At 28.7% G+C, this 21807-nt stretch carries 21 protein-coding genes and 1 riboswitch; of the genes, 4 read left to right on the forward strand and 17 right to left on the reverse strand.

Translation table 11 applies throughout. From position 1 onward, the window contains the following. Window positions 1–9 precede the first annotated feature (9 nt). From mreD to yfcE, 14 genes are all read right to left on the reverse strand, one after another. Window positions 10–501, reverse strand: a complete 492-nt coding sequence (gene mreD / locus FGL08_RS08155; protein ID WP_138210317.1) for a rod shape-determining protein MreD — start codon at window positions 499–501, stop codon at window positions 10–12. A 12-nt stretch (window positions 502–513) separates the two neighbouring features. Beyond that, a complete protein-coding gene (gene mreC, locus FGL08_RS08160) occupies window positions 514–1368 on the reverse strand; it encodes a rod shape-determining protein MreC (protein WP_138210318.1) in 855 nt (284 codons plus the stop codon). 2 nt (window positions 1369–1370) lie between these two features. Further along, window positions 1371–2393 (reverse strand): rod shape-determining protein, encoded by a 1023-nt coding sequence (locus tag FGL08_RS08165; RefSeq protein WP_138210319.1) that lies wholly within the window; start codon window positions 2391–2393, stop codon window positions 1371–1373. Between the two features lie 18 nt (window positions 2394–2411). Then, window positions 2412–3095: a RadC family protein gene (gene radC, locus FGL08_RS08170; RefSeq protein ID WP_138210320.1), complete on the reverse strand. Its 684-nt coding sequence runs from the start codon at window positions 3093–3095 to the stop codon at window positions 2412–2414. 17 nt (window positions 3096–3112) lie between these two features. Further along, window positions 3113–3694 carry a Maf-like protein gene (locus FGL08_RS08175; protein ID WP_138210321.1) on the reverse strand — a complete coding sequence of 194 codons (582 nt, stop codon included), beginning with the start codon at window positions 3692–3694 and terminating at the stop codon, window positions 3113–3115. A gap of 286 nt (window positions 3695–3980) precedes the next feature. Continuing rightward, window positions 3981–4823 (reverse strand): SPOR domain-containing protein, encoded by an 843-nt coding sequence (locus FGL08_RS08180; RefSeq protein ID WP_138210322.1) that lies wholly within the window; start codon window positions 4821–4823, stop codon window positions 3981–3983. 101 nt (window positions 4824–4924) lie between these two features. Continuing rightward, on the reverse strand, window positions 4925–5443 hold the full coding sequence (locus FGL08_RS08185; protein ID WP_138210323.1) for a GNAT family N-acetyltransferase: 519 nt from the start codon (window positions 5441–5443) through the stop codon (window positions 4925–4927). A gap of 157 nt (window positions 5444–5600) precedes the next feature. Beyond that, window positions 5601–6191 carry a hypothetical protein gene (locus FGL08_RS08190; protein ID WP_138210324.1) on the reverse strand — a complete coding sequence of 197 codons (591 nt, stop codon included), beginning with the start codon at window positions 6189–6191 and terminating at the stop codon, window positions 5601–5603. Window positions 6192–6250: 59 nt separating this feature from the next. Beyond that, window positions 6251–6862: a superoxide dismutase gene (locus FGL08_RS08195; protein ID WP_243118012.1), complete on the reverse strand. Its 612-nt coding sequence runs from the start codon at window positions 6860–6862 to the stop codon at window positions 6251–6253. Between the two features lie 147 nt (window positions 6863–7009). After that, entirely contained in the window at window positions 7010–7882 is an 873-nt protein-coding gene (locus FGL08_RS08200; RefSeq protein WP_243117961.1) for a YitT family protein, read from the reverse strand. Window positions 7883–8037: 155 nt separating this feature from the next. After that, window positions 8038–8352, reverse strand: coding sequence for an energy-coupling factor ABC transporter substrate-binding protein (locus tag FGL08_RS08205; protein WP_138210326.1), 315 nt, complete (start codon window positions 8350–8352; stop codon window positions 8038–8040). After that, entirely contained in the window at window positions 8339–9070 is a 732-nt protein-coding gene (locus FGL08_RS08210; protein ID WP_138210327.1) for an energy-coupling factor ABC transporter permease, read from the reverse strand. The genes FGL08_RS08205 and FGL08_RS08210 overlap by 14 nt, the downstream gene beginning before the upstream one ends. Window positions 9071–9254: 184 nt before the next feature. Further along, window positions 9255–9434, reverse strand: a riboswitch (cobalamin riboswitch). Window positions 9435–9474: 40 nt separating this feature from the next. Then, window positions 9475–9651: an HTH domain-containing protein gene (locus FGL08_RS08215; RefSeq protein ID WP_138210328.1), complete on the reverse strand. Its 177-nt coding sequence runs from the start codon at window positions 9649–9651 to the stop codon at window positions 9475–9477. Between the two features lie 21 nt (window positions 9652–9672). Next, window positions 9673–10215, reverse strand: coding sequence for a phosphodiesterase (gene yfcE / locus FGL08_RS08220; RefSeq protein WP_138210329.1), 543 nt, complete (start codon window positions 10213–10215; stop codon window positions 9673–9675). A gap of 272 nt (window positions 10216–10487) precedes the next feature. On the opposite strand from yfcE, the gene mscL reads away from it, so the two are divergent. After that, window positions 10488–10889, forward strand: coding sequence for a large conductance mechanosensitive channel protein MscL (mscL, locus tag FGL08_RS08225; RefSeq protein WP_138210330.1), 402 nt, complete (start codon window positions 10488–10490; stop codon window positions 10887–10889). A 45-nt stretch (window positions 10890–10934) separates the two neighbouring features. Here mscL and colG read toward each other — a convergent pair whose 3' ends face one another. The 3 genes from colG to FGL08_RS08240 form a co-directional block, all read right to left on the reverse strand. Next, complete coding sequence (colG, locus tag FGL08_RS08230; RefSeq protein WP_138210331.1) at window positions 10935–14291, reverse strand: collagenase ColG; 3357 nt, start codon at window positions 14289–14291, stop codon at window positions 10935–10937. 410 nt (window positions 14292–14701) lie between these two features. Further along, complete coding sequence (locus FGL08_RS08235) at window positions 14702–15196, reverse strand: hypothetical protein (RefSeq protein WP_171012022.1); 495 nt, start codon at window positions 15194–15196, stop codon at window positions 14702–14704. A 177-nt stretch (window positions 15197–15373) separates the two neighbouring features. Then, a complete protein-coding gene (locus FGL08_RS08240; RefSeq protein ID WP_171012023.1) occupies window positions 15374–16267 on the reverse strand; it encodes a M15 family metallopeptidase in 894 nt (297 codons plus the stop codon). A 732-nt stretch (window positions 16268–16999) separates the two neighbouring features. Between FGL08_RS08240 and FGL08_RS08245 the strand changes: the two genes are divergently transcribed. The 3 genes from FGL08_RS08245 (at window position 17000) to FGL08_RS08255 (ending at window position 21701) form a co-directional block, all read left to right on the forward strand. Continuing rightward, on the forward strand, window positions 17000–18307 hold the full coding sequence (locus FGL08_RS08245; RefSeq protein WP_138210334.1) for an MFS transporter: 1308 nt from the start codon (window positions 17000–17002) through the stop codon (window positions 18305–18307). 359 nt (window positions 18308–18666) lie between these two features. After that, a complete protein-coding gene (locus tag FGL08_RS08250) occupies window positions 18667–19983 on the forward strand; it encodes an MFS transporter (protein ID WP_138210335.1) in 1317 nt (438 codons plus the stop codon). Between the two features lie 395 nt (window positions 19984–20378). Beyond that, window positions 20379–21701 (forward strand): MFS transporter, encoded by a 1323-nt coding sequence (locus tag FGL08_RS08255; protein WP_138210336.1) that lies wholly within the window; start codon window positions 20379–20381, stop codon window positions 21699–21701. Window positions 21702–21807: the final 106 nt, after the last annotated feature.

Genomic DNA, 21807 nt, shown 5'->3' on the forward strand with positions numbered 1-21807 from the left:
ATACCACCCTTAAAATTTCCAATAATTTTTCATAAAAGACTTTTCTGAAAGCTTAAATAAAAATTGGTACATAAATATAGCTACTACAAAATTATACAAACTTATGTAAAAAGCAGACTTAAGTGTAATAGTTTGTTTTATAAAAAATGTTATAGCAATAAGTATAATTCCTTTTAATAAGCTTAATCCAAAATTGAATATAACTGGCATCAAAAACTTTTCTTTAAAAATAGCCCTTCCTATTTGAGTTGCTATTATACAAACAATTAAATTTGAAAGTGCATTTACCCCAAGTGTTCCATTAAAATAAATATCCTGAAGCAATCCTGTAGTAACTCCTATTATTATAGAATGCTCCATATCATTTAATATAGAATAGGATATGGCAAATACTAAAAGAAGACTTGGAAAATATCCTTTAATCGCTATAAAAGGCATTAATGTATTATCCAACATTAAACATACCACTACACATAATGCTATTGTAAAAAATTTTTTCATAGTGATTTCTCCTTAATATTTCACTTCTTCTATTTCTCTTTGTTCCCTGGAAACAACTATAAATAGTTCCTCTAGTTTATTCAGCTTTACAGAAGGATTCACTATGCCATATTTAACAAATTGCCCTTTATCCTCTTCCACCTTAGTAACCTTGCCAATGGAAATGCCCTTTGGATAAATTCCACCTAAACCTGATGTTATTATATTATCCCCTTCTTTTATGTCAGCTTCTAAATTAGACATTTCTATCTTAGCCATTGGATTGTTACCTTGATCCTTCCATCCCTTTACTATTCCATTATTATCTTTAGAACGTTGATTAAATGCAGCTATAGATACGTTTTCGTTTCCTATTGTTTGCACGATAGCCCAATTAGTTCCAACTGAAGTCACTTGTCCCACTAGTCCTTCGTGGGTTATCGCAACCATTCTTTTTTTTATTCCACTATCAGAACCCTTATTAATTATATACCCTTCTAAATAACTATTTCCAACTACCCCCGTTATATCGCATCCGATATAATCATAGTCATTTTTCTCTTTATAATTTAACATTTTTCTTAATCTTTCATTCTGACTTTTTAAATTATCATATTCAATAAGTTTAGCCTTTAATTTATTATTTTCTTCCAATAGCATTTCATTTTCTTTTTTTACACTTCCAAAATTAAAAACAAAATTAACTGTGCCTTTTATCTTTGAATTTATTTTATATAAACCTCTTTGGATCGGATTTAAAATAACGCCCACACCATTACCAACCATATTTATATTATCCCTTTTACCTGTATATGCTATAAGAACTAAAAACCCCACACACAATATAAGTATTATTATAATTAGCCTATTCTTTTTAAGAAACTTCATTTTTATCTTCTTTTCTTATCTAGTATACCTATATTATCTAAGGCTTTCCCGGCACCTATGACAACACAGTCTAACGGTGATTCTGCTATACTTACAGGCATAAGTGTCTCATAGTGTATTAATTTATCCAATCCCTTTAATAATGCACCACCACCTGTTAAGGTTATTCCCTTGTCCATAATATCTGATGCTAATTCTGGCGGCGTCTTTTCTAGCGTAACTTTTATTGCTTCTAATATGGATTCTATTGGTTCTCTTAAGGCTTCTTTTACATTTTCCTCTGTAATCTCTATATCCTTAGGAAGACCCGTAACTAAATCTCTTCCTTTTACAACCATACTTTTTATCTCTTCCTCAGAATCAGCTTCTTTAAATACTGTCCCTAAATTAATTTTAATCTGTTCTGCAGTTCTCTCACCTATAGCTAAACTGTAATTTTTCTTTATGTAAGCTATTATTGAATTATCAAGTTCATCCCCTGCAATTCTTAAGGATTGACTTGTAACAATTCCACCTAAAGACAGTATAGCAACTTCCGTAGTTCCTCCACCAATATCTACAACCATACTTCCTGTTGGTTCATTAACTGGCAGTCCAGCTCCTATAGCCGCTGCTCTAGGTTCTTCCAGTAAGTGAACTTCCCTAGCTCCTGCATTTTTAGTAGCACTTTCAATAGCCCTCTTTTCAACTGCCGTAACACCTGAAGGATAAGAAACTACTATTCTTGGACTTGCAAATGCTGATTTTGTACACAGCTTTTTTATAAAATAGCTAAGCATTTTTTCTGTAACGTCAAAGTCTGCAATTACACCATCTTTCATAGGACGTATAGCAACAATGTTTCCTGGTGTTCTACCTATCATTTCCTTTGCTTCATTCCCTACAGCTAAAACCTTATTAGTATCTAAATTTATTGCAACCACGGAAGGTTCTCTTAAAACTATTCCCTTACCCTTAACATATATTAAAGTATTAGCAGTACCTAAATCTATTCCCATATCTCTTGAAATCCCAAATAATCCCATTAACTTTCTCCTTTCGTTTTACAATATTCCTTTTTCTTTTAAACTTATATAAGTTCCATTTCCAATAATTATATGATCAAGTAAATCTACGCCTAAAATCCGTCCACTATCTTGTATCCTATTTGTAACATTAAGATCTTCTCTACTAGGTGTAGGATCTCCAGAAGGATGGTTATGAAAGATTACAATAGAAGTTGAATTTTTAATAATCGCCTCCTTGTATATCTCCCTTGGGTGAACAATGGATGAATTAACAGAACCAAGAAATACGTTTTTTTCATATATAACTTTATTTTTAGTATTAAGCATAATTACTTTTAATATTTCTTGTTTTAAGTACCTCATCTCCTCCATTACATATTCTGCAGCATCTCTAGGAGAACATATCTTATAATTCTCACCAGACCTATAACTTCTAAAACGTTTAGATAGTTCTGCTATAGCTATAAGCTGCGATGCTTTTGCACTACCTATTCCCTTAAGATCAGTAAAATCTTCTTTTGTGGATGTTAAAAGACCATTTAGTCCGCCTCTTTCTTTTATTATCCTAGCACTTAAAGACAGCACATTTTCATCCTTGCTTCCAGTTCTTAAAATTATAGCTATAAGCTCACTATTCGTTAGTGCCTCAGGCCCATATCTTAGGAGCCTCTCTCTAGGTCTTTCATTTTGAGGTAATTCTTTTAAGGTTATATTTTTCAAAGTTTATCACCTTTCTATTATACAATTACCCCCATACCCTTTAATGTTAAATATAATTTATTTAGTGGTAATCCAACCACATTAAAATAGCACCCTTCAACTTTCTCTATAAACTTGGATGCACCAGTTTGAATCCCATAAGCACCCGCTTTATCAAAAGGTTCTCCTGAATTAATGTACTCATTTATTTCATTTTTAGATAAATTCATAAAAGTTACTCTTGTGCACTGGAAATCTTCTTTTATTATATTCGACTCACAATTATATATAGTAAATCCGGAGTAAACCTCATGTGTTCTCCCACTCAAACTTTCAAGCATGTGAAAGGCTTCCTCCGCCCCCCTTGGCTTCCCCAAGATCCTACCTTCATGATAAACCACTGTATCACACGAAATAATTACCTTTCCCTGTGGATTGTTTAAATTATCATAAACTTTTAAAGCCTTTCCTTTAGATACTTTTTTAACGTATTCTCCAGGGTTACCTTCAAAGCTTATGGTCTCTTCATCAAAATCACTTTTCACTACAATAAAATTATCTACTAATTCTTTAAATAAGTCCTGCCTTCTTTGTGAAGCAGAGGCAAGTATAATTTCCACAGTATCACTCCTAATTAAATTATTGCCAAAAATATTACATTTAATATATATTTGTATTAAACTTTTTTATCTTAGTTGTCTTTTTAAGACAGAAATAGAGTTATTTGTCAAAAAACTCTTTTCTTTTTACATCTTATATAGTTTATCATTTAATAAATTTATAAACAAGTATGTATATATTCATTTTATAAAATTTTTAAATTTGTAAAGCTTTTGTAATTCTTTATTAAAGAAATTTTAAAGAAAACTAAAGGATAGCCAAAGCCATCCTCTTATGTGTAACATATTATTTTATATCTTTAAAAAGTTTAAATAAAAATTCATAATTACTTTTTAAATTATCTTTTTTTAACTCTTTTGGAAGCTCATTTATATGCTTTTTCAAACTCACTAAATTAGTATAATTCTTTTCTTTCTTATTTCCTTCTTTTAAGTCGGCTGTCCACTTTTTTATATTATCCGTTTTTATTTCTTTTATGTTTCTTTCATTTAGTTTATTTAATACTTTTAATAATGCATCTGACAATTTTCCTATTTGCTCTGTATTAGTATTATCCTTAGATATTGTAATCTTGAACTTGGCACCTTCAATATTACCTTTTTTAAGTTCTTCTATAACCTTATTTGATTCCTCTTGAAAAAAAACTCCATTTATGACCTTATATAAATCTCCCTCTTTCAATATAAAGGGAGCTCCAACTTCTTTAACAGAACTTAGAACGTGTTTTGCATTTTCCTCACTTTTAAAAACTCCACACTGAACACTATAAAATGTCATATACGACCCTTCGTTACTATTAATACTCTCATGCTCATTTCCGTTTTTTACCTTAGTGCTATTTTTCGAACTTACTTCCTGCTCTTTTGATTTATTTTTATCTTTATCTATATTACTTTTAATATCTTTGTCAGTTTTATTCTGCTCTTTTTTCAAATTAAACTCTTTTTTTAAATTATCTAGACTTATAGACGGAAGCTTATCTCCAATCCCAGATTTATTAAATATAAAACTTTTAAATATTGTTGCTAATAAAAAAGCAATTATTACGCTTATTATTAATAAAATAATTATGTTATTAGAATTTTTAGGTTTCTTATTTCCCTTTATGTTATATCTAGTATATTTCATTTTTATCCCTCCATTGTAAAAGTTATTTCTATTAAATTCTATGAGAGATAATTTTTTTTATTACTAAATTATACAATTTCACATATATATAAGTTTTTACTTTATACCATGAAACTTTTTCCTAGAATAATCATATCTTTTTTTTGTTCGTTTATATTGTAAAATTCTTTTGATACCCTTAAAACTTGAAATCCATTCCCCTTCCAAAAATCCAAATATTCTTTTTCATCCTTTGCAACACCAGTGTATATAGTATTTACATCATGATAATTCCTTAAAAATTTTATGATGTTTTTTAGTATACTATTGGCAAGTCCATTCTTTATATATATTTCTTTTATAAAAAGACAATTAATCCATGCCATATTACAACTTTTAAACTCTATTCTACCTTTTAAAAATCCTAGGAATTCATCTTCTTTATTTAAAAATTTAAGAAATATTTCTCCTTCAGTTAAATAGTATTCTAAAAATCTTTCATATAAATCTTCTTTTTTTAAAACATTAGTATTTTGCATAAAACAATTATTATTAATTATCTCATCATTAATTGTTTTAATGTCGTCTTTCACTACATTTCTAACCTTTATACCTTCCGCTTCAAAATCCATATACAACATAGCCCTTACCACCTCTAAGTAATAAAATTCTACGCATTTTAATATTTTCCTTTTAATTTATTAAATTATAAAAACATAAAAAAATAGCACTTATACAAAGGTATTCTATGTAATAACAGAAACCTATTTATACAAGCACTATTTCTCTAAATACTTTTTAAGAATACATCAAAGTTAATCTAATAATACTTTTAACAATTGCTTCAGCTTCACGTCGTGGTATACCACACCTAACTAACCTTCTTATTATTGCTGGATTACTTCTCGCAATTCTCATAAATATTCTATCGACTCGATTATCTCTCTCCATATCTTCTTTTTCTTCTGATATCATGTTTTCTTCATTCCTATAATATTCCTCATTAACTAAATATCTTTCTTCTATAAATAGAGGCACACCAAAATTAGGTTTTATTGAATCTTCTGTTCTAAAAAATTCATCTTCGAATTCCTCATATTTTTCCTCATCTACTTTAATATATTCTTCATTAAAAATTCTCTCTTCTTCTTCACTCCACATATCATACTCTTGTTGAAACTCTTCCTCATCAAACTCTTCCGAGTCTTCATCTCTATATAGGTCTTGTTCAAAATAACTTTCCATAAAATCCTCTACATATGTTTCATCTGAACTTCTAGCCAATTCTTCTTCCCCAACTTTAAACTCCATATCCATCTCAATAGGAACCATGGCATAATCTTCATTACTTAACTCGAGGCTATCGTATTTATCTAAATCTATTTTCATTCATAACCCTCCTGAAATAAATTACACTATTAATCTATGTTTAAGAATTTAAAATGATACTATTTTATCATACTCATGTGACTCAAAATTTTTTCTCCCATAAATAATCTTTTATTTACAATGTCCCAGTTTAAAGTTTTCATAAAGGTATCTATATAAGCTTTTCTATTTATTCCGAAATCAATCATATAGGCATGTTCATACACATCTAACACAATCAAAGGTATGGAACATAAAACCACGCCCTCATCATGGCCATCTAACCCTAGCACATGAAGTTTAGAATCCTTTGGTTCAAGAGTTAATATACACCATCCACGTACGGAAAGTGCAGTCTTTTTAAAAATTTCTTCAAATCTTTCAAAACTTCCAAAATCCCTCTTTATTTTACTTAAAAGTTGAATAGAAATCCCCCTTCCGCTATCACATATATTTTGAAAATATAATTCATGTAACTTTACACCATCTAAAGCAAAACTTTGCCCTTTCATTAGTGAGCGCATCTTGCTATATATCTGATTTCCTTCACCAAAGTTTTTTTCCGTATCAAGTATACCCCATATCTCATTGGTCTTATTTACATATCCCCCATATAATTCATAATGTTGATCTAATTGGTTTAAAGATATTCCTTTTACAGTCTTAAAGTTAAACTTTTCTTTCTGTAGCACCAAATTTTTTCCCCCTAAAATTAATTTCTATATATAATATGTAACTTTAATATAATTGTCCCAGAAATAAAAATAGCACTAATAATATAGCGCTATTTAGAATTCGTATAAAATACTATTTAATTTCTCATATTAAACTACAATATATTAAAATGCAGCTTTTTTAAACCCTTTCCCCTCTACCTCTGATACATCCATAATAGTAATTACTGCTTTAGAGTCTACTGTGTTTATAAGAAGTTTGAATCTAGCCAATTGTTTTGAACTCATTACAGAATATATCATTTTTTTAGTTTCCCCTGTATAAGCACCTTCTCCATGAAGAAAAGTTACGCCTCTACCTAGTTTTTCTAAGATGATTTTTTTAACCCCTTCTGGGTCCCTTGTCACAACAAATATAAGTTTTTTCTTATCCAATCCTTCTATAACTTTATCTAAAACCATAGATTTTAAGTACATAGATATTATGGTGTATACAGCAATCTCAAATGTACCTAAGAATCCACCCACTGATACTATTAAAATATTTATAATAAATGTTATAGTTGAAATTTTAACCCCATAACGTTTTTTTACAATAACAGATATTATATCTGTACCACCTTCAGATGCTCTACTTCTAAATATTATTCCCATGCCTAATCCACAAAATGCTCCACCGCAAATAGTAGATACTAATATATCGTTAACTTTAAATACTGATGTAATATCCTTAGTTATAACCAAGAAAATTGACATAGAAATCATACCAATTAAACTATATACACCGAATTCCTTATCAAGCTCTTTAATTCCAATTATAAATAGTGGTATATTTATGAGAAATACAAAATATCCTGAAGGAATCTTAGTTATATATTGAATAATTAGCGCTATACCAGCTACACCACCTGCAATTAGCTTATGAGGAGTTATAAACATATTAACCGATATTGAATAAATAAGTGTACCTAATAAAACTGTAAAAAATCTTATTGACCTATCTTTCTTAATAGCCTTTTTGTCTATCAACGTTTCCACAAAAAAACCTCCTAATTTATTAAATAAAGTTATTAACTAGAATAACTTATTATTTAATATGAATTATACATTATATATTTTAATTTTCAAAGAAGCATCCTACTATATAAAAGCCCATGAGAAACTCATGGGCTAATCTAGAATTATGTTACTCTTTATTTTTCACATTTCAAACCTTTTTTGGCTGTATCAATAACTTTCTTTTTCCCTCTTAAATATCCAAAAAAGTAGCAAATTACTCCTGCACCAAGGGAAGCTTGTACAGCAAAAATAAGGCTCTCAACTTCACCACTAGGTGGTTCCCAAATGTTTTCAAACCAAGGTTTATAATTAGGATTAATTTCCGTTATAGCTTCCTCTGCTTTATCATCTGCTCCTAAAAATTCAGCCTTAGAATTAATTATTAATGGAGAGATAACAAGAATAACCACTAAAATAAGAAGTATAATATTCTTTTTAGATTTCCCCATGAATTATCCCCTCTTTTCTATAATCAATTAATAGATTAAATACTATTGTAGATAATATACCTTCCGCAATAGCTAGTGGTATTTGAGTTACAGCGAAAATACCCAAAAATTTTATGCATGATGCCATAAATCCGCCTACTGCATCTGGATGAGCTATAGCAAGTTGAATTGCTGTAACTATATAAGTTACTAGGTCTCCTAATGTAACAGCAATAAACACTGCTACAGAAGCTTTAACACCCATTTTTTTAGACATTTTATATACAAAATAAGATACCATTGGTCCAGCTACGGCCATAGAAAAAGTATTCGCACCTAAGGTTGTAAGTCCCCCATGTGCAAGTAAAATTGCTTGAAACAGTAAAACTATAACGCCTAAAACTGTCATTACTGTAGGTCCAAAAATAACTGCTCCTAATCCAGTACCAGTAGCATGTGATGAGCTACCTGTAACTGAAGGGATTTTTAATGCAGATAACATAAAAACAAATGCACCTGCTAATGCAATTAACATCTTTTTATTAGGCTCATCCTTAAAAATATCCTTTATCCTAATAATTCCTAAAATAAAGAATGGGATTGAAGCTACGAACCATATAACTACCCACTTCATAGGCAAATAGCCTTCAGCTATATGCATAGCCTTAGCATACAAAGGAGTTGTCATAAAGGTTAATAATAAGAAAGTAAAAACACCCCACTTTTTAAATTGTTTCATTAATATTCCTCCCTATATAATAATTAATATATATGTAAATCTTAAATAAACCCCATATAGATAAAAAACCCTAACCTTTCAGAAGGTTAGGGTTCAATCTTACAGTACTATAATATAAAACTTATAATTATCCATAAAAGCTTTATACTAGGATATAAATTAAGATTACACTTCCCTCCGAAGTTTACTTATATTTGTTTAGGCAGGTCTCCTGACTTAAGAATCCTTTTACTCCTCTACCTTCCCATATAAAAATACAGTGGCATTTTTGAGTTTCATCATCTTTTACAGTAGCGGGGGCTGTAGTGGAATTCAACCACTTTCCCTATTAATCTACAAATAGAACCTAAACATTACATTTTATTATTTTTTAATATATTTTAATATTATCATGTGAGATAATATTATGCAATAGTATAATAACACCTCTTAGGAGAAGTTATCTTTTCTTCGGCTTTTAATTTTTTTATAGCTTTATCCACTTCTTTTTTGTCAATACCAGTCTTTTCTGCTATCTCTCCAGCCTTTAGCGGTTCCCCTGCCTCTTTTAAACTATTTAAAACCATTTCTATTGTATTCATTCTTATTCCTCCTTTAGTCTATTATATATTTAAAGTTAATATAACCTTTCCATTTAAATTTTTAATTGAGAATCCATCCTCATTTAAAATACCATAAGAATTTTCACTTCCACCTTTAGGTATAGATATAGAACCAGGATTTATAAAAGTTACCCCGTCTATATGTTCTATACTTGGAATATGAGTATGACCACTTATCATAATATCTCCTATATTAAAATGAGGCATATTATCTTTATTAAAAATATGTCCGTGAGTTAAAAATATTTTCTTGTTATTAAAAAAAATTATACTATAATCACTAAGCATTGGATAGTCTATAAGCATTTGATCTACTTCACTATCACAATTTCCCCTTACGGCTATTATTTTATTTTTATACCTATTTAGGATTTTTGCAACATCCTTTGGATTATATTCTTTTGGTAAATCATTTCTAGGTCCATGATATAATACATCTCCTAAAATCCCTATATAATCTGCTTTTTCCTCTTCAAATCTTTCTAATGCTTTATTTAAAAAATATAAAGAACCATGAATATCAGATATAAACATAATCTTCATTTAAAACACCTCTTAACAAAACTAAGTAATTTTTTTTAAATAGATATATCAAACAACGATACTATCTCTTATATTATATCATATTTTTTGAAATTTAAAGAACACAAAGAACAATCAACCTGATAATATTAAATACCAATATTATTTATATCATATAAATGTAAAACTTTTAATAATTTCATATTGATATTTAGTATAATTAATGTTAAATTTAAATATAAGATTATACTTGTTATTTAATAATTAATATTAAATACTTTAGGAGGATTTTTATGTGGAAAGATTTTAAGGAATTTGCCATGAAAGGTAATGTAGTCGATCTTGCTGTAGGTGTTATCATAGGTGGTGCCTTCGGAAAGATTGTAACATCTTTAGTAAATGATGTTATAATGCCTATTCTAGGACTTATCTTAGGTGGAATTAATTTTACTAGCGCAAAACTTACACTTCATGGATTAAATTCAGAAAAACCTTTGACTCTTAATTATGGTCAATTTATACAAAATATATTGGACTTCTTAATAATTTCTTTTTCAATATTCCTATTTATAAGACTAATAAACAGATTTAAAAGAAAAGAAGAAGCAGTTGAAGAAGCTAAGATTCCTGAAATTTCAAGAGAAGAAGAGTTACTTGGTGAAATCAGAGATCTTTTAAAAGAAAAAAATAAATAAAAAGAGTGTGCCATGTATTAGGCACACTCTTTTTTATAAGATAAATTATTTATTTACCCTTAACTCATAGTTTCCTGATCCTGAGTATTTATAAACAAGTAGATAATATTTTCCTGGTCTTAATTTAACTTTATTAGATACCTTATTACCATCAACTTGTCCGTAAGTTATTCTGTCATTAATATTTGACTCTGGATGTAGTGTCCATGTTACACCAAATTCATCCTTTTTATCTAGTTCTATATTAACTTCGCCTTCTTCCTTAACCTCAAAAGAATAATAATCTCTTGAATCATCACCTAAAAGTGAACCTTGCATAGTGGTATTGAAATTTGGTATAACTGTAGCTTTATCAGAAGAATCATTATTTTCTTTTTCCTTCAATTTCTCGTTACCTAATCCTTTTATGTTTAAAGAATAGGATATATTTGAAGCAGAATCGTGTTTATATATAAACACATAATGTCTTCCTTTTGTAGATTTAAATGTTCCAACTTTTGAGTTATTCTTATCTATACCACTTGCAATATGGTTTTGATCGTCTCCCTCTTTATAAACTAACCATGTGAAATTAGATGACCCTGAATAAGGAAGTTCAATTGTAACATCACCATCTTCTTTTACATCAAAATAGAAGGTATCAGCATCATCAGAACCATTTAAATCACCTTTTACAGTAACACCTTCAACTATTGGACCATTAGCCTCTTTTATATCATCATTAGGTTCCATTTCTTTAGTTATAGGTGTTGTTGTATCTTCGTTCTTTATTTCTATAGTAAAGCTTTCTGTAGCTGTTGCACCCTTATCGTCAGTTACTTTTAATGTAACATTATATGTTCCTGCTTTTTTGTAAGCATGTACTGAATTTTTGCCTCTACTAGTTGCACCATCGCCAAAATCCCAATCATATGATACTATTTTACCATCTTCATCTTTACTATCTTTTCCACTAAATTCAATATTTCTTCCTACAGCACCAGTGCTTGGTCCAGTTACCTTTGCTATTGGAGCCTTATTGTTACTAATATCCGCATTATCTGTTAAAACCCCATGGAAAACTACATCATATTGAACTTTATTATCGCTTGTAACTCTATAATTCGTAAAGTATGCTGTTAAAGTTTTGTATCCACTCCAAGAATTTTTAGCAAGGGACTCCAAAGTTCCATCTAATTTTTTACTCATTTCATCCCAATCTTTAAATTCACCTTTAGAAGTTTCACCTGTATAAGTTCCTCTTAAAGTGAATGTGTTAAAATATTGAGATTTTTCTGCTGTTACACTAGTGTTTGTAAGAGAAGCAGCTTTTGAAATTTCAGAATATACTTCAGATGCTTTCTTATATCCATGATCTTTTAAGTAATCATCTGATACTAGAGGTATGCCTGCTCCTTGATATTTATCTGCTAACTCTTGAATATGGTTTTGATATTCTGTATTTTTATTTGCATCATCACTTAATTTTTTTATTATTTCATCATAAGATTTCACATCTGTATTCAATATAGCTTTATTCATCTTAATAAATGTAGGCATATCTTTTTCATATAGGTAATGTGCAACTGCAAATCCATAATTATAGAACATCCAATCACTGTCATCATACCCTGAATTAAGAGTCTTCTTTAATGAGTATCTATGATCTACTTTATCCTTAGCCAAATATCCTAATATTGATTTTCTTGGTAAAACACCAGATGTACGGGTAGATCCTGCAAAGAATTCAGCTGTACCTTCATCAAACCAAGTTAATCTATTTTTTTCATAAAATGGACCTTGCCCCCATAAACCATCTACAAGATATCTCGCTTGTAAATAGTGAGTATATTCATGTCTAAACAATTCTTCAAGACTAAATATACTTTGTTGAGGTGTTCTCTCATAAGTGTAGAAAGTCCCTCTTGGTTCTATATATAGACCACCATTATCAGTGCTTACACCATTTATATTGGTATTAAATTTATATTCTTCTGGGCTATTAAATATTTTCATAGTTAAAACATCATCGGCATTTCCCACCTCTAAAGCTTTATCATTGCCAACTACTCTATGGAATTGAGACTTCACTTCTCTTGATGCCCAATATAGCCTTTTTATTTTTTCTTCGGATACCTTATCCCCTGCTCTTATAATAAAGGTTCCATTATCAAAAGTATATGTCTTTGGCAGATAATGTTTTTCAGCATCATCTAAGAACTTATCGTGATCCACCTTTTTACCATTAGAACCAATCCCATCATAATCCCAAGTTATTCTCTCCATTGCTACAAAGGCTATTTTACCATACTTATACATATCTACAGCCTTTTCAAGTGACTGTACTATGTCATTTCGGTTAGTTGAGTAAAGACCGAATTTACTTAAATAGTATATTCCAACATCAGATGCCCACTCAGTTGCACTTGTTATATTTCCATATAGACCTAAGGCCTTAAGTTCATTTATAAATGGATCAATTTTTCCATACCAAGGCATTGTCTTAACATCTTTTTCATATGCAGCACCAGAAAAATCGAATTCAATACCTTTAATTAATTCATTTACAGCTGTTCCTTTAACGTAATCAGGAGCATATTGATTTAAGTTTTCTCTAAATTGTTTTAGAACTGGTACACAATTATTAACTACTTCAGCATTAGCAGAAGCATTTCCTATTAGTTTTCCTAAAGAAGTTATAACTTCATCTTGAACTGCAGTTCCTAGCTTAAAGTTAGGATTTTTTTGAATTGCAATCATTGCAGGTATACATTTATCTTGGAAGTTTCTATCATTTAAATAAGATAAACCATCATTATAGTACCCTAAATAAAAACCAGCTCTTAAAACCTCAGTGAAAGTTTCTATACCCTTCATATCATTTGCAGTGTAAGTTCTTCCACTTTCTTGTAAAGCATTAATTATAGCTTGTACACGATTTTTATCTCCAAAGAACTTTTGAGAACCTGTACTATAATTAAATAAACCATTAATTTGATTCCACTTTATATTTTTAATTAAATTTGTAAGTTCAGTATAGCTCAAACCATTTAAATACTCAAAATCATATTTCTCAGAATTAGTATTCGCTATAGAAGCACTTCTTAAAGTTGATTTAGATTTTACTTCGGGTGCAACTTGCTCAACCTTTGCCTCTTCTATATTTTTCACATGTTCTACCTTATCATTTTTACTATCTTCTACCTTTTTACTATTCTCTTCATTTGGAGCATTTCTTAATTTCTCCACATTTTTTATACTAGTATCATTAGTATTTTCTATTGGTTTTGCTAAAACTAAACTTGAAGTATTCATAGTAAGATATACCGCTAAAAGTGATACACTCGTAACCCTACGTACAGTTTGAATTTTAGATTCTTTAGAATAACTATCCATAAGAATCTTTAAAATATTTTTTTTCATAGATAATCCCCCTTAATAATTAATACCTTTTAACCTTAATAATAGAATGCCTTTTAACCTTTACCTATTAACAAAATATTCTTAATATTAAAATGGTTTTAATATTAGATTTGTGTATTACTTAGATATTTCTCTTTAGATTTTATTTATTGAATTATATCAATTTTCTGTTTATTCTTTCAATCACCCCCTTAATACCAAAATAATCTATTTAATAAAAATTATATACATTATTTTAGATATTGTAAATAGTTTTTATAAATTTATTCATTTTTAGTTCCTAAATATACTTTTTAACAGATTATTATTTTCTAAAAAATACTACATTAGTATTTACAGTTTACAAAGATTGTTATAGAAAGTAAACATAAATTTTTAGTAAAATGAATTTTTCTATTTTCATTTTTTTATTAATTTCTAATTATTTTGATTCTATCGCTAATTTCTTCATCTTTAATGTACATTTTTTCTATATCTTTCTTTTTCTCTTCTTTATGATGCATAATGTCCAATCCATTATTTTCTAATATGCTATCTAATTTACCTCTTGAATAAACTACTACGCCTTTTTCGCTTTTACCTATAAGTTTAAACTTCCTAACATCTTTAAATTCACTCCAATATTCCTCATTCAAAATCCATATTTCTAAAAGTATAACGTTGCATTTCTTATCCTTTTTTTTAAAAGTTAACTTTTTGCCATATCTTTTATCTCTAGAAGTGATAATCTTATAATTTTTATCCCACACTTTAGGAATCTCAAAACTCACACCATCTTGTTTGTTTAAATAAATTTCATCTCCCCCATCACCCCGATCTATAACCTGAAATTTTCCTGTGCAGGACATAAAAAAAATTGAGGAACATAAAATAAAAAATATATTCAAAAAAACTCTTTTTCGCATTGAAATCATCCTTTTTAAATTATATTTTATTATATTCTTCGTATTTTGGGCTCTTATTATACCATCTAGAGAGTATAGTGAGAATTATAAAAGCTTATAAAAATAAAGAACTATTGCATTTTAGTACAATAGCACTTTATTTTTATAAGCCCTTTTTCACAGTAACAATACTAAATTTTATTTAAAAGAATAAAACTCTTCTAGCGTAAGATTATTTTCTGTCAAATATTTTGCTAATTCTACTCCAACATATCTAATATGCCAAGGTTCGAAAGAATAACCTGTTATATGTTCCTTTCCTTTGGGATATCTTATTATAAATCCATATCTATAACAATTTTGAGAAAGCCAAATACCCTCTTTGGTATTAGAAAAGTTTTCATTTAGATCATAGTTTAAGCTTCGAATGCCCAGATCTATAGCAAACCCTGTTTGATGTTCACTTTGCCCAGGCCTAGCCGAGTATACATCAGCATGTTCTTCTCCTTTAGTCTTACTTATGTATGAATATGTAGTTTCCTGGTTATTATAAGATCTATACGCTGAAACACCTTTTAAGTAAAGTTTTTCATTTGAAGCGTCTCCAACTAATTTTTCTGCCGCCCTAGCAGCCTCTTTAACCATCATATTTTCCTTTGAAAAACTAGTTCTATGAAAAGGTATATTAACACGAGAAAGTTCTTCAGGTTCATATGAAGATGTTATGCGTCTGTTTTTATTGACAAGTACCCCTACATCCTTTAAATTTTTAACATACGTAATACCATTTTTTATATATGTAGTATTTTCTATCTTATACTTACCTCTAAGCGAAGTTTCCATAGCTTTTTTAGGATCTTTTTTAGAATCGCCATTTCTATCTACCAATATCAAGTCTAAAAATTTTATTTCTTTAGAAGGATCATCTAATAAGGCCTTCGCATTAATATAATTTTTTTCAAAATCATGTTTTAGAGAAACATGTATAATATTTAAATTTTTATTTCCTACTAGGTAAAGAAACAAAATAAAAGATGCTAATAAAATATATCTCTTATTGGTTTTATATAAGTTATTGTATTTCTTACTCATTGTTATATTCATCTCCAATCATTAAACGATGAAATTATATTATTCAATTATACCATACTTATCATAATAAAAAAAATTTATCTTAAAATTCAATTTCTAATCTAAGTTTAATTATAATATAGTACGCCTATTATTTTGAATCAATAACTATAACACCACTGTTTTTTCATTTATCCACATTTAATTCCTCTTTATCTCTTTATAATCAACAGTATAATTAAGAATACAAATTTCATCATAATGAATTTTAAAGATATAATTTAAATGCAAACATTTAATTTAATTCAATTTTTATAAAAGCCTCTTAATTTTCAATATATTGAAATATAAAATATTTTTTATTTTATTTTTATACTTTAATATTACATTTTTTACGCTTATTTTATAATTATATATCAGTTTTATAATCTTCCTACCCAATTTGTTTTTTAGATATAGGCATATGTACATGTTTTTTTAATTAAAAATACCTATATTTTAGTTATAGTTACTTAATATTATTATATATGTAATTTTCTTAATTTTCACTATAGAGCTTTTTTGTTAATACATTAATTCTTTTTTAAATTAATTTAAAACTAATTCTATAATCTATCTTATATTATTCCTTTTATTCTAGTTATTCCTAAGTTTGCAATTTAAAAAATATTTGAACAATTCAAATTTTATAGTATAATGATTTTACATTATATTATTTAATTCTACAAAATTTTAGAAAAGGGGGACTTATTTATGTCAGCTATAAAAAGCTATGTCAGCGACATAAAAAATTCATCAAAGGATGCTAAGTTATTCCTAATTGCTTACTTCCTTTGGGCAGTACAAGGGGGGTCTTATTGGACTGCTTATATGGTTATAGTACAAGAATCTTTTGGTACTGTTCAATTAGGAACAATGATGGCAGTATCAACTTTATTCTCTGCATTATCAGCTATTCCTATAGGTATTCTTAACAAAAAATTTGGTTTTAAGAAAATGATGATTTTCGGCGCTATTTTTAATACGTTATTCATGGTAGTTACACTTTACACTAAAAGTTTTGTTTTACTTTTAGTATTTACAGCACTTCAGGGACCTCCTGCTGCTGCAACAGATGTACTTAGTGCTCCACTTATAAATGCTACTACTACTGAAAAGCAAAGATCAACTATTTATTCTATGATGTTTGCTGGGTACTGGTGTATAGTTGCAATTGTTTCTAAATTATCTGGAAACTTAATTGTAGGTATACAAAATAGCATGAATATACCTGAGCTAACTGCTTATAAATATTTCTTTGTTTTAACTTGTGCAATCTCATTAATTTCAATTATTCCTCTACTTATGCTTTCAAACATCAAACTTGAAGTTGCAGAAAAGAAAGAAAAGAAATCATTTGGAGAATCCTTTAAAGAAGTTGCAAATAAAGATGTTCTTATATACTTAATATATGTTGGACTTATAGGATTAGGTCTAGGATTATTTACTCCATTCTTCTCTAACTTCTTTAAAAACGGATTAAAACTTGATCCAAAAACAATTGGTAATGTTATTTCCGTACAATACTTTGCAATGGTTATTGGTATGTTACTATGCCCATTCTTTGAAAAAAAATTTGGTAGAATTGTAACACTTGGAGTATCTTCATTACTTTCAATACCATTTATGCTTATTATAGCTAACTGTGATAAATTTGGTGGAGCTATGGTTCCAGTACTTACTGTTGCCTTCTTCATGAGATCTGGACTTATGAATTTAAATATGCCAATTATGTTCACTATAATAATGGAATTTGTTGAGCCTGATAAGAGAGCTACTGTTTCAGGACTTCAGTCTACATTTAGAACTGGATTATCATCAATTTCTTCAGGAGTAGCTGGTGTAGTAATGTCTATCCCTGCATTTAGTGTACTTGGCTTAACTATGGATGGATATAGAGTTCCTTATTACATAGCTGGAGCACTATACTTTATAGCACAAGTTATACTATTTAAAGTGTTCTACAAGAAATATAACCGTCCTGTGGCTAAAGAAAACTTAGAAGAAGTTGCTGCAAGCTAACTTCTAAATAAAATTATATAACTTAAATCAAGGTAACCTTTATAATAACTACTATAAAGGTTACCTTTTTAATATTTAAATTATAAATAAATCATTAATGATATATAAAGCTTTAAATATATATATTTCAACATTTATAATATTATTTCTCTGTTATTTTTAATAATAGTTTTTATTATAAGTACTTTTTAAAGTATTAACCTAATTAAACTTAAAAATATTTCACCTAACATGGGACCTATTAATTTTTTTGTAGTATTTTATCTAATAACAATTGTTGATATATTCTGAAAATGATTTTATAATTGTATTGAATTGTTATTATAGTATTAAATTATATAAAAAAGGGGGGCTCATTTATGTCAGCTGTTAAAAATTATATAAGCGACATAAAAAATTCATCAAAGGATGCTAAGCTGTTTTTAGTTGCTTATTTCCTTTGGGCACTACAAGGAGGGTCGTACTGGACTGCTTATATGGTTATAATTCAAAATTCTTTCGATACTAAGGCATTAGGTTTAATGATGTCCGTATCAACTTTATTTTCTGCATTATCCGCAGTCCCAGTAGGAATTCTTAACAAAAAATTTGGTTTTAAAAAAATGATGATCTTCGGTGCCGTTTTTAACACCTTATTTATGGTATTAACTCTTTATACTAAAAATATTATTTTACTTTTAGTATTTACAGCACTTCAAGGTCCACCGGCTGCTGCAACAGATGTACTTAGTGCACCACTTATAAACGCTACTACTAATGAGAAACAAAGATCAACTATTTACTCTATAATGTTTGCTGGATACTGGTGTATAGTTGCAATTGTTTCTAAACTTTCAGGAAATATAATTGTAGGAATTCAAAATGGCATGGGTATTGCTGAATTAGAAGCATATAAATATTTCTTTATACTAACTTGTGTAATCTCTATGATTTCAATTATTCCTTTACTTATGCTTTCAAATATAGATATTCAAATTCCAGAAAATAAGGAAAAGAAATCCTTAGGAGAATCTTTTAAAACAGTTGCAAATAAAGATGTTCTTGTATACTTAGTATATGTTGGACTTATAGGATTAGGGTTAGGGTTATTCACCCCATTCTTCTCTAACTTCTTTAAAGAGGGCTTAAAACTTAACCCAAAAACAGTTGGTAATGTTATGTCTGTACAATACTTTGCAATGGTTATTGGTATGCTACTTTGTCCATTCTTTGAAAAGAAATTTGGTAGAATTGTAACACTTGGACTGTCATCATTATTTTCAATACCATTTATGCTAGTTATAGCTAACTGTGATAAATTTGGTGGAGCTATGGTTCCAATACTTACTGTTTCTTTCTTTATGAGATCTGGGCTTATGAACTTAAATATGCCAATTATGAACACCTTAATAATGGAGTTTGTTGAACCAGATAAAAGAGCTACTGTTTCAGGGCTTCAATCTACATTTAGAACTGGATTATCTTCAGTTTCTTCAGCAATAGCTGGTGTTGTAATGTCTATACCTGCATTTACTGTGCTTGGCTTAACTATGGATGGATATAGAGTTCCTTATTATATATCTGGAATACTATACACTGTAGCACAAGTAATACTATTTAAAGTCTTTTATAAAAGATATAATTGGCCATCAAAAAAAGGTAATCAAAAGAAAGAAGAAGAACTTGCTACTACTTAGTTAAAATAAATAGTTTTTAGAAAGAGCATCTATCAGAAGATGCTCTTTGTTATTTATAGTATTAATATATATTAATGGCTTTATTAAAAATTTTATATTATATACTTTTTTAATATTATTATAAATAAACTATTAGTAATAAATTTAATATTTCATAGACAAATTTCAACATTTATTACACCACATTGATAAACATTCTAATAAATAACCTTAAAATTAATCACTTTCTAATATAATATACTAATTATATTAGAAAGTGATCTTAAGGTTAAATTTTATGATATATATTGTAAAATTTCCACTAACATCAATTGTTGATATATTCAGAAAATAATTTTATAATTGTAATTAGTTAGTTATTAATCTATTTTTAATATTTAAGGGGGGGCTTATTTTTGTCAACATTAAAAAACTATTGGTTAGACATCAAGGAATCTCCGAGAGATGCCAAACTGTTCTTATTATCTTACTTTTTATTTGCTATTCAATGGGGAGCTTACTTTACTGTTTACACAATATTAATTCAAATGATGTTTGGTACGGTCGCCGTAGGCTCTATGTTAAGTCTGAATACTATTTTACTTGGAGTTCTAGCTATACCTATGGGGATGCTTACAAATAAAGTTGGCTTCAAAAAGATGATGATTTTTGCATCTGTTATTGGAGCCATCAGTTTTGGTATAACAGCCTATGTACCAAATATGTTTACTCTAATTTTAGCAACTTTGCTTGCAGGACCTCCAAGTTCAGCTTGGGATATATTGCCACCACCAATTCTTAATTCTTTAACTACGGAAAAACAAAGAACCACAATATATTCAATTATGTACGCTGGAAATTGGGGTGTTATAGCGCTAGTTTCTAAACTTTCTGGTAACGGAATAGTCTTCCTTCAAAATCATTTTGGAATCACTGAAATTGCCGCTTATAAAGGTTTTTTAGTCATAACAGCTATATTATCGGGATTAAGCTTAATTCCTATTCTATTCATGAATGATATAAAATTAAAAATTGAAGAGAAAAAAGAAAAGAAATCTTTAAAAGAATCTTTCAAAGAAGTTGCAAATAGAGAAGTTGTCATATTCTTAATTTATAGTGGTCTTATAGGATTAGGAGCTGGATTATTCACTCCATTTATGGCTAATTTTTTGAAAGATGGATTGAAACTTAGCCCTCTTGCTATAGGTAATATTACATTTTTAAAATACTTCGTAATGGTTATATGTATGTTATTATGTCCAATAATTGAAAAGAAAATTGGTACAATCCATACTATAGGAATCACTTCCCTTCTCTCCATACCATTTATGATGGCAATTGCAAATGCACACGTATTTGGAGATAAATTATTAATTCCTATTATAACTGTATCATTCTTAATGAGGTCTGGTCTTATGAATCTAAATATGCCACTTGCATATACTCAAATACTTGAATTTGTTGAACCAGAAAAAAGAGCCACTGTAACCGGACTTCAATCTAGTTTTAGATGTATTACTCAATCTCTATCCTCTTTTATAGCTGGATTCGTAATGCAAATTCCTGCATTTACATTTATGGGATTATATCTGGATGGCTATAGAATTCCATACTACATAGCCGCTGTACTATATGTAATTGCACAAATTATTTTATACAAGGTTTACTTTAAGAAATATAATTGGGCAAAACGAGATAAAGAAGCTACAGCAGAAACCAAAAGTGAGGCTAAAGCATAAATTAAAATAGAGCATCTATTTTTGATGCTCTATTTTTGTATTTTTTGAAGGAATACTCTATTCATTGTAGAATTATAATAATTGTTAGTATATTTAGAAAGGGGCA

Source organism: Hathewaya histolytica, assembly GCF_901482605.1.
Taxonomy (GTDB): Bacteria; Bacillota; Clostridia; order Clostridiales; family Clostridiaceae; genus Hathewaya; species Hathewaya histolytica.

Excerpts from the sequence above, each read along its gene's own strand:
- FGL08_RS08190 (WP_138210324.1), bottom strand. The coding sequence starts at position 6,191 with ATGAAAATAGATTTAGATAAATACGATAGCCTCGAGTTAAGTAATGAA.
- FGL08_RS08245 (WP_138210334.1), top strand. The coding sequence starts at position 17,000 with ATGTCAGCTATAAAAAGCTATGTCAGCGACATAAAAAATTCATCAAAG.
- FGL08_RS08235 (WP_171012022.1), bottom strand. The coding sequence starts at position 15,196 with ATGCGAAAAAGAGTTTTTTTGAATATATTTTTTATTTTATGTTCCTCA.
- yfcE (WP_138210329.1), bottom strand. The coding sequence starts at position 10,215 with ATGAAGATTATGTTTATATCTGATATTCATGGTTCTTTATATTTTTTA.
- FGL08_RS08250 (WP_138210335.1), top strand. The coding sequence starts at position 18,667 with ATGTCAGCTGTTAAAAATTATATAAGCGACATAAAAAATTCATCAAAG.
- mscL (WP_138210330.1), top strand. The coding sequence starts at position 10,488 with ATGTGGAAAGATTTTAAGGAATTTGCCATGAAAGGTAATGTAGTCGAT.
- FGL08_RS08210 (WP_138210327.1), bottom strand. The coding sequence starts at position 9,070 with ATGAAACAATTTAAAAAGTGGGGTGTTTTTACTTTCTTATTATTAACC.
- colG (WP_138210331.1), bottom strand. The coding sequence starts at position 14,291 with ATGAAAAAAAATATTTTAAAGATTCTTATGGATAGTTATTCTAAAGAA.
- FGL08_RS08240 (WP_171012023.1), bottom strand. The coding sequence starts at position 16,267 with ATGAGTAAGAAATACAATAACTTATATAAAACCAATAAGAGATATATT.
- mreD (WP_138210317.1), bottom strand. The coding sequence starts at position 501 with ATGAAAAAATTTTTTACAATAGCATTATGTGTAGTGGTATGTTTAATG.
- FGL08_RS08165 (WP_138210319.1), bottom strand. The coding sequence starts at position 2,393 with ATGGGATTATTTGGGATTTCAAGAGATATGGGAATAGATTTAGGTACT.
- FGL08_RS08185 (WP_138210323.1), bottom strand. The coding sequence starts at position 5,443 with ATGTTGTATATGGATTTTGAAGCGGAAGGTATAAAGGTTAGAAATGTA.
- mreC (WP_138210318.1), bottom strand. The coding sequence starts at position 1,368 with ATGAAGTTTCTTAAAAAGAATAGGCTAATTATAATAATACTTATATTG.
- FGL08_RS08180 (WP_138210322.1), bottom strand. The coding sequence starts at position 4,823 with ATGAAATATACTAGATATAACATAAAGGGAAATAAGAAACCTAAAAAT.
- FGL08_RS08215 (WP_138210328.1), bottom strand. The coding sequence starts at position 9,651 with ATGAATACAATAGAAATGGTTTTAAATAGTTTAAAAGAGGCAGGGGAA.
- FGL08_RS08205 (WP_138210326.1), bottom strand. The coding sequence starts at position 8,352 with ATGGGGAAATCTAAAAAGAATATTATACTTCTTATTTTAGTGGTTATT.